This window comes from Adhaeribacter swui, assembly GCF_014217805.1.
GTDB classification, from domain to species: domain Bacteria; phylum Bacteroidota; class Bacteroidia; order Cytophagales; family Hymenobacteraceae; genus Adhaeribacter; species Adhaeribacter swui.
Map to the genome: position 1 here is coordinate 3,365,641 of NZ_CP055156.1, position 12,041 is coordinate 3,377,681.

Consider the following 12,041-nt stretch of genomic DNA (forward strand, 5'->3'; position numbering starts at 1 on the left):
GCTAGATATGAAAAATAACTATAAAAATATCTTTATTTTTGCCTATTATAGCTTTAAAGATCCAATTTTTCAGAGTGCAGTTTTACCATATTTTAGAAACTTAAACTCAGATACGAAACTGAGATTTATTATTTTAACCTTTGAGCAGCAAAAATATAAAATTACAGATAAGAGCGAGTTGAATTTTTTTCAAGATGAATTAAATAGAGAAAACATTCTTTGGTTCCAGACAAGTTGGCATTCAGGAAGGTTTAAAATCTTGAAAAAAGCATTTGACTTTGCCTGGGGTTTGATTTATGCTAGTTATCTTATTTTAAGATTTAGAGCAAAGGCCATATACTCAGAAGGATTTCCAGGTGCCGTAATTGCTCATCATTTAGCTACTCTGTTTCGTGTACCGCATTTAGTCCATACTTATGAACCCCATACCGATTATATGATCGAAGCTGGCGTTTGGAAGAAATCCTCTTGGGAAGCAAGACTTTTAAAAAAATCGGAAGTTAAGGTGGCTTTTAGAGCAAGTTTTATATTTACTGCTACGAAAGCAATGATTGATAGGCTAAAATTACAGGGTGTTAACGCTACATTGCATAGAGTGCCATCCTGTGTTGATGCAAGTTGTTTTTATTATTCTGAGAAGCACCGGAAAGAAATTAGAAGCAAATTCAATGTAAATGATGATGATTGCGTTATTGTCTATTTAGGAAAGTTCGGGGGGATGTATATGGATGAAGAAATATTCGATTTTATGTATGACCTGGAACAAGATAAATTAATTAATTTTAAATATTTTATTTTAACTCCTGATGACCATTCCTATGTTTATAGTTTTCTAAATAAAAAAAAATTAAACAAAGAAAAATTTATTGTTAAAACTTTAAATAGATTAGAAGTAAGTAAATTCTTATCTGCTTCAGATTTTGGTTTAGTTCCTGTAAGACAAAATCCAAGTAAAAGATTTTGCTCTCCAATTAAAGATGGAGAATATTGGGCTTGTGGTTTACCTATTATTATTCCTAAAGGAATTTCAGATGATTATATCTTCTGTCAGCAGTATAAAATTGGTATTGTTATGGATGATACTTCAAAAATTTCTAATAATAAAGTCCTAAATGAAATCAAAGTATGGTTAAGAGAGCAAAGTAGAGAGGATGTTATTAAAAGGTGCCGTAGCTTTGCTCTTTCAGATCGTTCAATTGAAAAATACAAATCCTTATATAAAGAAATTTTTATGAGTATATAAATAATGAATTACTTACTACTTCAAGAATTGATTCATGATTTTAAGTTTTAACTGGATTTTAATATTCTTCTACACATCTTTATTTGTGAATGATTATGATGTAAATCTAAATAGATTTGTAATTAAAGATATTAAGTATTTCGGAGCAAAGGGAGATGGAAAATCGAATGATCAAATTGCATTTGAAAAAGCAGCTGCTTATTTTAATAAAAGAGGTGGTAATGGTAAATTAATTATTTCTAAAGGGACCTATTTGATAGGAAAACAAACCTTTACAAAGGGGCATGAAGGAAAACCAGCTTACGAAGGAGCCGATGTACTAAAATTTAAAAATATAGAGAATTTTACCTTGTCTGGGCAAAAAGGTAGTAAGTTAAAGTATATTAAAGGATTAAAATTTGGTTCTTTTGACCCAAGTACCGGAAAAGTTTTTAGCTCTAAAAGAAATTTTGTTGATTATAAGTACGCTGCATTTATCGGGCATTGTATCAATTTTGAAAATTGCAAAAACATTAAAGTTAATGACTTCGAAATTGATGGAAATAATCAGTCTATAAGTTTAGGTGGAATTTATGGAGATGTTGGAAGGCAATTACCCCATTATGGCTTTTTTATAAAAAATTGTAGAAAATTAATTATTAATAATGTAGATGTTCATCATTTCGCCTTAGATGGAATTAGTATTGCAAATTCTTTTAATGATAATCTAAGAGATGAAATTGAAATTATTAATTCTAAGTTCTCTTTTAATGGAAGGCAAGGGTTTTCTTGGATTGGTGGAAATGGGTTAGTAATAAAAAAATCCTCCTTTAATAATACAGGAAAAGCATCAGTTGCTTCACCACCAGGGGCAGGTGTTGACATTGAAGCTGAAGTTGGACCTATCAATAATGGTTATTTTGAGGATTGTGAATTTATCAATAACAATGGTTGCGGTCTGGTTGCAGATAATGGTGATAGTAAAAATTGCACTTTCAAAAATTGTACATTCTGGGGAGTGTCCGCATGGTCTATATGGATTAATAGGCCTGTATTTACTTTCATAGAGTGTAATATATATGGCTCCTTTGTTCATGGTTTTAATGCCTCTAACGATGTTGCAGCTACTAAATTTATTAATAGTAAATTTGAAGATAAGCCTTTTGAAGGAAAACCAGTTTATGGTAAGTTTTTGATTGAATCTAATGGTAGAAAGAGGGTTTCATTTAGCGGATGTTCTTTTATTGCTCATCAGAAAAAACTATGTTGGGTTCAAGGTTCAAGTTCATGGCTCCCTGAAGAAAAATATCAATTTAGTAATTGCAATTTCTTATTTAAAAATGTGGATTATCCAAAAGGTGATTTTATTGCTTTGATCCGTAGCATACAGTATAAAAACTGTACTTTTAAATTTGAGCATCCACTTGCTAAATCAATGGGATATTGGCTGAACAGTTGTTGTGGAAATCTAAATACTGATTTAGGGGGAAATAAAACTATATATACTACTAGTAAGGTAGATTAAAATTATGCTTGTAATCCTTTTTTTTATGTTTCTATGAAGATTTTGTTTGTTGTACCCTATCCTCATAGTAAGGCTCCTTCCCAGCGTTTTCGGTTTGAACAGTACTTAGAATTTCTACGGGAAAAGAAATGGCAGTTTAAATTAGTGCCGTTTATAAATGAACCCACCTGGAAAATTTTATACAAGCCAGGTTATACTTTGCAGAAAACTTGGGGAATTATAAATGGTTTTATTAAGCGGTTTTTATTACTTTTTACAGTTACCCGTTACAATTATATTTTTATACACCGGGAGGCAACTCCCATTGGGCCGCCCTGGTTTGAGTGGATAGTGGCTAAAATATTAAAAAAAAGGATTATCTATGATTTTGACGATGCTATCTGGCTACCTAATACTTCTGAAAATAATAAAATCGTGGCCGGTATCAAATGGCACCACAAAGTAAGTTTAATTTGCAAGTGGGCGTATAAAATAAGTTGTGGCAATACCTACCTCCAGAATTATGCCCGCCAATATAACCCGAATGCCATTGTGAATCCAACTACTATTGATACGGTAAACCTGCATAACCAAGTAAAAGATCAGAATACAGAGAAGGTAATTATTGGCTGGACGGGAACGCATTCTACCTTAAAATATTTAAACCAAATAGTTCCCGTTCTGCAAAAGCTGGAACAGGAGTATCAATTTGAATTTTGGGTTGTTTCTAATCAGGCTCCCCAATTACCTGTTCGTTCCCTAGTGTACAAGCCGTGGCAAAAAGAAACGGAAATTGCGGATCTGCTTCAGTTTAACATAGGTTTAATGCCGCTGAAAGATGATATCTGGGCAAAAGGAAAATGCGCCTTTAAAGCTTTACAATACATGGCGCTTGGCATTCCGGCGTTAGTATCTCCGGTAGGCATGAATACCGAAGTTGTAGACGACCGGGTAAATGGGTTTATTTGTCATACGCCACAAGAATGGTACGATAATCTAAAAGAAATTATTTGTGATCCCAGCCTTAGGTTAGAAATGGGGAAAGCTGCTCGTAACAAAATACAACAACACTATGCGGTTTTAACTAACCGGACTAACTTTTTAGGCCTTTTTGTGTAACTAGGCATAATGTACAAAGCTGCCAGGTAAAAAGGCATGAATGGTATTTTATACCGCACCAGCGTACCAAAGTTGCCACTGTTGGTACCTACTCCAAAAGCTAGAATTAAGGAAAAAAGAAAACAGAAAGTTAAAATTGGTTTTGAGCCGATTAAAAACAAAGTTTTGAAGAACCCGGTTTTAAAGAAGAATCTTAACGTTAAAAATATAAAGATACTGGCTTCTATAGCCGAAAGAAACATAACCGGATTACGTACTTCCCACAGAAACGGACGGTATAAGGCTACAATGATTGCCTGAGGCCCAACTGTTAATAAGCTACTAATACTGCCATCAAAAATACCAATGTTATACGCGGAACCAGTTTGTACTTGCTGGGTGAGGTATATAGTGTTAATACGGGATCTTTCTTCAATATTGTTTAAATCGTATTTCGTATCGCCTTCCGTTAATTTGGTAGCACCTAAATAGGCAACTACTAAGCCAAGTCCAATAAAGATGGGCTTAGCAAGATTACGAAGTGCTTTACTTTTTATCCTCTGGTTATTTTCGGTAAATACCCAAAATAGGGCAGGTGGTAAAAAGGATAGCAGAATATACACTTTAACAGTATAGATAACGTAGGCTGCTCCTAATATAATAAGACCTGATAGAAGTAAGTTTTTCTTTTGAATAAAAGTGGCATAAAATCCATAAAAGAGCCAGCCCAAGGCACCCAGTGTAATAGAGTCTTTTAAAAGGCCCGAACCCCAGAAGAAAACAGAAGGCAGAAAAAAAACAGCAATGGCTAACTCTTTATAAAGTTGTGGAAACATTTTTAAAAAGGTCTGGTACAAGGCCCACATTCCACTAAAGCTTAGAACAGCAAAAAATAAGCCGATAACGGTATAGGTATTAAAACTGAGTAAACTGAAAAAAGCGGATAATTTTACTATAAAATACTCGGTAGGAGAGCGATACCATAAAATGCGGCTGGCGTATTGGAGTGTGCCTTGATCAAATTCGCCATTCGCCATAAATAATTTTAATCCGGTACTAAACGATCTATTAATAGCCTGTACTATAATTTGACCTTGATTATAATAATTAAAAGTATCTCCACTGGGTCGGCCACCGCCATAATAAAACTGATAAATAATGCCTAATGCAATTGCACCGATCAATTTCACCGTTAAAGCCGGAATAAAATACTTTTCAGTGTACCGGTTTGTGAATGAACCTCTTACCCAATAAGCTAAAATGTAAATTAATATTAGGTAAATAGGGGTAAGTAAAAGGTCTTTAGAATCCACTTGTGAGTAGGTTAAAAGTTAAAGTGGTTAGTTTGAGATAAATAATTAGTAGGTTAAAACTTGCAACTTGTCACCTACAACTTGGAACCGCTTTACACCTTTTTATTCTTCCGTAAAAAATCGCGGGCTTCGCGGAAGGCGTCGGTTTTGCGTTCGGCTTTGTCTTTTACTTCTTCGTAGTGCTGTTTGGCCCGGACCAGGTCTTTTTCCTGGGCGTAAATGCGGCCTAAGTTTAAATGCGAGGCAATGTAATAACCCGATTCCACTTCGTTGGTTTGCCGGGCAAACTGGATGCATTGTTCGTAGAGCAGCTTGGCCTTGGCTACATCTTTCCGGTTCTGGCAAATATACGCTAAATAATATGAAGCGTAGCGGCCCCCGATTGCTTCGTAACCGGGCATGCGTTTGTTGTACTTCGTCAGGATGTCGTTGGCGAGTCGTTCGGCTTCCCGGAAGTTGCCTTCCCGGAAATTCATCATGGCGTAAAAGCGCTCGAAATAAGCGTTGTCGGGGTAGGTAGTTGCTAGCTGCCGGGCTATGGGCATGGCGGCAAAGTGGTCGTTTTCTTCGTTCGCCAAAATTTTCATGAGAAAAAACTTGGCTTCGGTGCCGGTGTAAAATCCGTTCTGGGCTACCATTTTAAGCTGTTGCAAGCCCAACTGCTTGTTGCCTTTCGGGAAAAACAAAATAATGGGCCGGAGTAAAGGATAGTTCTGGGCAATCCAGACGGCATAGTAGTTATAGAGGGCTTCGCCGAACAAAAACTCCGGACTTAGACCGTTGGCGACGCGGCTTTTTTGCAGAAACTCCAGCGACCGGCGGCTGCACACGGTTGCTTTACGCCAGTTGCTGCGCTCGGAGTGTAAGCGGGCCTGAAAACCGTAAGCCGCCGACAGGAAAAAGGCCGCTTCCAGATTTTTATTATCTTTCTCGTACATCCGTTCGGCAAAAGTAATGGTGGTATCCATGTAGGCGAAGAAAGGCTCGTCGTACTGGGTGGTTTGCACGTTGGTGGGCACAATTTTCCACCAGTTGCTCAGGCCCATTAAAAAGTAAGGCATGGGATGTTGTTTGTACCGCCGCCGCAGCGAGCGGAACTGCTTTTCGGCCCGTTCGAACTTGGCGTTGTACATGTTATCCACGGCCCCCATTAACTCGTTTTTGATATCTTCGTTCAGGAGCAGCCAGCCGTCGGTTTCGATGGCTTGCGGCAGAATATCAATGGAGTCGATGTATAAATCCCGCATGAAAAACGTGTCCAGAGGAATGGCATGGGGCATGTTTTCTTTTTTGGGACCTTCCTCTCCCTGGTCCTGGGCCAGGCTGATAAACGGAAGTAAACCTACTAAAAAGAATAAAAGCAGTTTTTTCATGCGCTAAATAAAAAGCTTTTTACGTTAAAATTAAACTAATATTTATCGTATAAAGGTTCCGGAGGCAAAATAATTGTAATGTTCTATAAAATTAGCCAAAAGTGCTGCTTGTTCTTGAATAAATCCTACCAAAAGTAAAAAATAATAAAAGCTGGTTCGTGTTAAAGTTAAAATACGGGTGGCAGGTTACGATCGCTGCAGCGGAAGCAACCAGCTGCATTTAGAGCAATCAAAGGTTAGCCCGGGGCAATGAAGCCAGGTTTATTGTACTCTTTTCTACGTAAATCAAAAGCAGTCCGCCCGATTTTAGAGCAGCAATCTGCAACTGGCCTGGCAACCAAAAATTTAAATTTTTAAAATTTACTATTTACCAGAGGGACTTGGGTATTTTGTACCAGCCGGTATGGCGATGTCTTGAATTTGTTATTCAAAATCAGAAGCACTCCTGTAACGTGAGTTCGGGCGAAATTTAATAAAGAACGTGAGTTCGATAAGAACTTATCTACACAAAGAACAACTAAAAGTACTAGCAAGAGAGAAAAAGTTTTCTAATTATTTTTATATTCATTTAAGTCATCCTGAAAGGATCTAACCAGTAGGTAACCGATTAGATCCTTTCAGGATGACATACCTAAAGATGAATAACGCTGTATTCTTTTCTTATCTCGAACCAACGTTAGAGAGTTATTCTTCTTTGTTTTGTTCATCCTACAAGAATTCAAAAAATTGCAAAAGGATTTAATTCCAGAAGGATCTAATCCCAGAATGATATAATCAATAGGTAACCAATTAGATTTCTCCGGAATGACCCAAATAGATTGGAAGAAAAAAAATCAACAAATTAACATTATCTCACCGGCAGCTATGCTTATTGGTCGTTTGTGCTGGTAAGCACGTATAGCGAACTTAGGCTAAAACAAGTTTTTATCCGTAATATTCGGCCAGGATAACCGGTGCAGGAGGTAGAAACACGACCAGGAACCCTATTTTTTAAGCAGCGAAACAACTGCATGGGGAGATAGGGCAAACAAAAGTGTATTTCAGATTTGTACTCCCGGATTTTTAAAAATTTACAGTATACGCATTTTTACGACGATGGAACTACTAAAACAACTATGCCAGATACATGCCCCTTCGGGCAACGAGGTGCAACTCACGCAATTTCTTTTAAATTATATTGAACAAAACAAAGCCAACTGGCGCGTTACGCCGCAGGTGCTGGCGGGCGAAGACTTTCAGGATTGCATTATTCTGGTTTTTGGTCAGCCCCGGACGGCTATTTTCGCGCACATCGATTCGATTGGTTTTACGGTGCGCTACGGCCGGCAGCTCGTAAGAATTGGCGGTCCCGATACCGAAACGGGTTACCAGTTGGTGGGCCAGGACAGTCAGGGCCCGATTGCCTGCACCTTGCAGGTTTCGGAGGAAGATGGCAGTTTGCAGTACGAGTTTGAGCGGGAAATTGACCGGGGCACGGAGCTGGTTTTTGCCTGCAATTTCCGGGAAACCCAGGATACGGTGCAATCGTGTTACCTGGACAATAGGTTGGGGGTTTACAATGCCCTGCGCGTAGCCGAAACCCTGGAAAACGGGGCTATTGTGTTTTCGTGCTGGGAAGAACATAAAGGCGGCTCGGTGGCTTACCTGGCCCGCTACTTATACGATAACTACCGGGTAAAGCAAGCTTTAATCTCGGATATTACCTGGGTAACCGATGGCGTACATCCTGGCCAGGGCGTAGTTATATCTATGCGCGACTCGCTTATTCCGCGGCGCAGTTTTGTGAATAAAATTATCTCTTTGGCCCAACAATCTCATGTTTCTTTTCAACTGGAAGTAGAGGGGGCGGGCGGCAGCGACGGCAAAGATTTGCAGCAAAGCGATATTCCCTGGGACTGGTGCTTTGTGGGTGCCCCGGAAGACAACGTGCATTCGCCGGACGAAATAGTACATAAGGACGATATAGATAGTATGGTGGCCTTGTATCAAGTGCTGATGCGGGAACTCTAATCGCGGATTTAAACGGATTTAGCGGATTTCACGGATTCTGGATGGTAAATGATAGGAGCGACAATCGTTCAATTACTTGAATAAATTTCTTAAATAGATAAATGAAACGGACTATCTGAGTGATTTAACTAATAAAGCTGTTTAGCATTTTAAAGTTTATCCATTAAACTAGCCTTACAGGTTCTTACCATCTGTATTTTGGTGAGATATCCGGTAAAGATTACGGATTTAAACGGATTGAATGGATTACGCAAATTTTTGAATGAAAAGTTATTTGCTAAACTACCCGGATTTGTGGAAAGGATAAGTTATTTAAGTTTTAGCTTTTTATAAATCGTTTAAATTTTAAACTTTCTTCTCCAAAGTTGAAAAGCAATCCTACCTGTAATTTGTAAGCAGTAAGATAATTGATGATTTGTGCGTAATGTAGAGTATTAATCTCTGAAACGGCTTTTAACTCTACTAAAACTTTACTTTCTACCAGAAAATCAACTCGCCTGGTACCAACCTCTATATTTTTATAGTATAGCGGCATTTCTAATTCTCGCGCAAATTGTAATCCGGCTTCCTGCATTTCAATGGCTAAAGAACGTTGGTAAACAATTTCCGGAAAACCGTTACCCAATACCGTGTGCACCTGCATAGCACAACCTATTATTTTACTGGTAATAGTCGAAAAGATTAGTTTTTCCGGTTCTTGCATGTTGTAATTGGAATAATAAAAAAGGTGAAAGCAATTACTGCGTAAAATTTAGTTGAATTTTAAGGTTTTTATTGAACTAGTTACTATCTGTTATATCTAAATTACTAGTTTAAAAGATTTAATACTGATCGACGTGTTTTCTCTCATTTATACCTAAAGTTAGGTGTTAGTTAATGAAAACATACGGCCATTATAACTTTAACTATGAATTTTTAAATACACAATGGCTTCTTAATTACTTTAAAATCCGTGTAATCTGTTAAATCTGTTTAAATCCGTGATTGGCTTGCAGTTGTGGAATTAAAAGATTTAATTTACCAGATACCAATATAGTATTTAAAGCATTTTCAACAACTTTAAACCCGTTTACATGGAGAACATTGTTTACCTGATTCCGGCTTTCGGAGTGATTGCCTTACTGTATACATTTGTGAAATCTGCCTGGGTGAGCCGGCAAGATTCCGGCGACGCTAAAATGTCGACGATTGCCAAGTATATTGCGGAAGGAGCCATGGCTTTTCTGCAAGCCGAGTACAAAGTATTAACTTATTTTGCCATTATTGCCTGTTTGTTTTTGGGCTACCTGGGTACCGTCGGCGAAAATTCGTCGCCGGTAATTGTGGTGGCTTTTATTATTGGGGCCTTGTTTTCGGCGCTGGCTGGTTTTATCGGGATGCGCATTGCTACCAAGGCCAACGTGCGCACGGCCCAGGCGGCCCGCACCAGTTTATCCAAAGCGCTGGATGTATCTTTTGGGGGCGGTGCCGTGATGGGCATGGGCGTAGCTGGTTTAGCCGTTTTGGGTTTAGGGACGTTGTTTATTGTTTTTAAAGCCATGTTTGTGGGCGATACCTACAACGCCGAAGAAATGGAACGGGCCCTGGAAGTATTAACCGGCTTTTCGCTGGGCGCCGAAAGTATTGCTTTGTTTGCCCGGGTGGGCGGCGGTATTTACACCAAAGCTGCCGACGTGGGCGCCGATTTAGTGGGGAAAGTAGAAGCCGGTATTCCGGAAGATGATCCGCGGAACCCCGCTACCATTGCCGATAACGTAGGCGATAACGTAGGCGACGTAGCCGGTATGGGCGCCGACTTATTTGGCTCATACGTAGCCACCATTCTGGCTACCATGGTACTGGGCCGTGAGATTACCGTTACGGATAATTTTGGTGGTATTTCTCCCATCTTGTTACCCATGGTGATTGCGGGCCTGGGCATTATCTTCTCCATGATCGGGACGTTGTTTGTGAAAGTGAGCGAAGGCGGCGATGTGCAACGGGCTTTAAACCTGGGCAACTGGTCGTCGGTAGTTTTAACCGCCATAGCGTCTTATTTTGTAATTACTTTTATGCTACCCGAATCGTTGAGCCTACGGGGCTTCGACTTTAGCCGGATGGATGTGTTTTACGCCGTGTTGGTCGGGTTAGTGGTGGGTACTTTAATGAGTATTATCACGGAATATTATACTGCCATGGGCAAACGGCCGGTAATGAGCATTGTGCGCCAGAGCAGCACCGGGCACGCTACTACCGTAATTGGTGGTTTAGCCGTGGGCATGGAATCTACGGTACTGCCGATTCTGGTATTAGCCGGGGGGATTATTCTGTCTTACGAAGCGGCTGGTTTGTACGGCGTAGCCATTGCGGCGGCCGGTATGATGGCCACCACCGCCATGCAATTAGCCATTGATGCCTTTGGCCCGATTGCCGACAACGCCGGGGGAATTGCCGAAATGAGTGAATTACCCAAAGAAGTACGCGAACGCACCGATATCCTGGATGCGGTAGGTAACACCACGGCCGCTACCGGTAAAGGTTTTGCCATTGCCTCGGCGGCGCTCACGTCTTTGGCTTTGTTTGCGGCTTTTATGGGTACCGCTAACATTACCGTTATTGATATTTCCAATGCCCGCGTATTGGCGGGCTTATTTGTGGGCGGCATGATTCCGTTTATCTTCTCGGCGCTGGCAATTTCGGCGGTAGGCCGGGCGGCCATGGCCATGGTGGAAGAAGTGCGTCGGCAGTTTCGCGAAATACCCGGCATTATGGAAGGCACCGGCAAACCCGAATACGATAAATGCGTGGCGATATCTACCCGGGCCGCTATCCGGGAAATGATGTTACCGGGTGCTATTGCTTTGATTGTGCCCATTGTGGTTGGTTTTACTTTTGGTCCGGAAGTGTTGGGTGGTCTGTTGGCCGGGGTTACAGTATCCGGGGTTTTAATGGCAATGTTTCAATCCAATGCCGGCGGTGCCTGGGACAACGCCAAAAAATCCTTTGAAAAAGGCGTGATGATTAATAACAAAATGGAATACAAAGGCTCCGATGCGCACAAAGCTTCGGTAACCGGCGATACCGTGGGCGATCCGTTTAAAGATACTTCCGGCCCGTCGATGAATATTTTAATTAAGCTGATGTCGATTGTTTCGCTGGTAATTGCGCCGCACATTGCGGTTACTACCACCGAATCGGCTCCTGCATTAAACCACGAGCAATTAAAACAGCAAACCATTACCCCGGCGGTGTCGGCTATTAAACCAGATAGCAAAGTAGTACACCTGGCGCACCGGTAAAAAGCTAAAATTTAAAAAATGAAAGAAAGCCCTGAAGAAATTTAAGGGCTTTCTTTTTACAAAAAGCTTTACCTTTATTTTCTGGTTTGAGGGTTGATTATATCTACAGTTAAAAGCAAATTTTTTAAATTTTTCGTTTTTCGGCCTTTACATATATGCAGTAATAAGCTCTTTCCGCAGGATAATTTAAATAGAAAGTTATGGGTAGAGTTCACCAAGGGAAGTTATGGGTAGAGTTCGCGT

8 protein-coding genes are annotated in these 12,041 nt (G+C 40.0%); 5 read left to right on the forward strand and 3 right to left on the reverse strand.

Annotation, left to right across the window (positions count from 1 at the left end):
* Positions 1-7: 7 nt before the first annotated feature.
* The 3 genes from HUW51_RS14215 to HUW51_RS14225 are packed head-to-tail and all read left to right on the forward strand — an operon-like array spanning position 8 to position 3,845.
* A complete protein-coding gene (locus HUW51_RS14215) occupies positions 8-1,243 on the forward strand; it encodes a glycosyltransferase (protein WP_185270300.1) in 1,236 nt (411 codons plus the stop codon).
* 34 nt (positions 1,244-1,277) lie between these two features.
* The gene (locus HUW51_RS14220) at positions 1,278-2,747 is read left to right on the forward strand and encodes a right-handed parallel beta-helix repeat-containing protein (RefSeq protein WP_185270301.1); all 1,470 of its coding nucleotides are present in this window, start codon (positions 1,278-1,280) and stop codon (positions 2,745-2,747) included.
* A gap of 33 nt (positions 2,748-2,780) precedes the next feature.
* Positions 2,781-3,845: a glycosyltransferase gene (locus HUW51_RS14225; RefSeq protein ID WP_185270302.1), complete on the forward strand. Its 1,065-nt coding sequence runs from the start codon at positions 2,781-2,783 to the stop codon at positions 3,843-3,845.
* On the opposite strand, the gene HUW51_RS14230 is transcribed toward HUW51_RS14225, so the two are convergent.
* A complete protein-coding gene (locus HUW51_RS14230; RefSeq protein ID WP_185270303.1) occupies positions 3,797-5,014 on the reverse strand; it encodes a hypothetical protein in 1,218 nt (405 codons plus the stop codon). The two genes, HUW51_RS14225 and HUW51_RS14230, sit on opposite strands and share 49 nt — an antisense overlap.
* Before the next feature lie 215 nt (positions 5,015-5,229).
* Positions 5,230-6,510, reverse strand: coding sequence for a tetratricopeptide repeat protein (locus HUW51_RS14235; protein WP_185270304.1), 1,281 nt, complete (start codon positions 6,508-6,510; stop codon positions 5,230-5,232).
* A 1,095-nt stretch (positions 6,511-7,605) separates the two neighbouring features.
* Between HUW51_RS14235 and HUW51_RS14240 the strand changes: the two genes are divergently transcribed.
* Entirely contained in the window at positions 7,606-8,520 is a 915-nt protein-coding gene (locus HUW51_RS14240; protein WP_185270305.1) for a M20/M25/M40 family metallo-hydrolase, read from the forward strand.
* Positions 8,521-8,839: 319 nt separating this feature from the next.
* Here HUW51_RS14240 and HUW51_RS14245 read toward each other — a convergent pair whose 3' ends face one another.
* A complete protein-coding gene (locus tag HUW51_RS14245) occupies positions 8,840-9,223 on the reverse strand; it encodes a GxxExxY protein (protein ID WP_185270306.1) in 384 nt (127 codons plus the stop codon).
* Positions 9,224-9,593: 370 nt separating this feature from the next.
* On the opposite strand from HUW51_RS14245, the gene HUW51_RS14250 reads away from it, so the two are divergent.
* Positions 9,594-11,798, forward strand: coding sequence for a sodium-translocating pyrophosphatase (locus tag HUW51_RS14250; protein WP_185270307.1), 2,205 nt, complete (start codon positions 9,594-9,596; stop codon positions 11,796-11,798).
* Positions 11,799-12,041 lie beyond the last annotated feature (243 nt).

Bases quoted from the DNA above. Each gene is read 5' to 3' on its own strand.
- HUW51_RS14250 (WP_185270307.1), top strand. From the start codon at position 9,594: ATGGAGAACATTGTTTACCTGATTCCGGCTTTCGGAGTGATTGCCTTA.
- HUW51_RS14235 (WP_185270304.1), bottom strand. From the start codon at position 6,510: ATGAAAAAACTGCTTTTATTCTTTTTAGTAGGTTTACTTCCGTTTATC.
- HUW51_RS14240 (WP_185270305.1), top strand. From the start codon at position 7,606: ATGGAACTACTAAAACAACTATGCCAGATACATGCCCCTTCGGGCAAC.
- HUW51_RS14225 (WP_185270302.1), top strand. From the start codon at position 2,781: ATGAAGATTTTGTTTGTTGTACCCTATCCTCATAGTAAGGCTCCTTCC.
- HUW51_RS14215 (WP_185270300.1), top strand. From the start codon at position 8: ATGAAAAATAACTATAAAAATATCTTTATTTTTGCCTATTATAGCTTT.
- HUW51_RS14220 (WP_185270301.1), top strand. From the start codon at position 1,278: ATGATTTTAAGTTTTAACTGGATTTTAATATTCTTCTACACATCTTTA.
- HUW51_RS14245 (WP_185270306.1), bottom strand. From the start codon at position 9,223: ATGCAAGAACCGGAAAAACTAATCTTTTCGACTATTACCAGTAAAATA.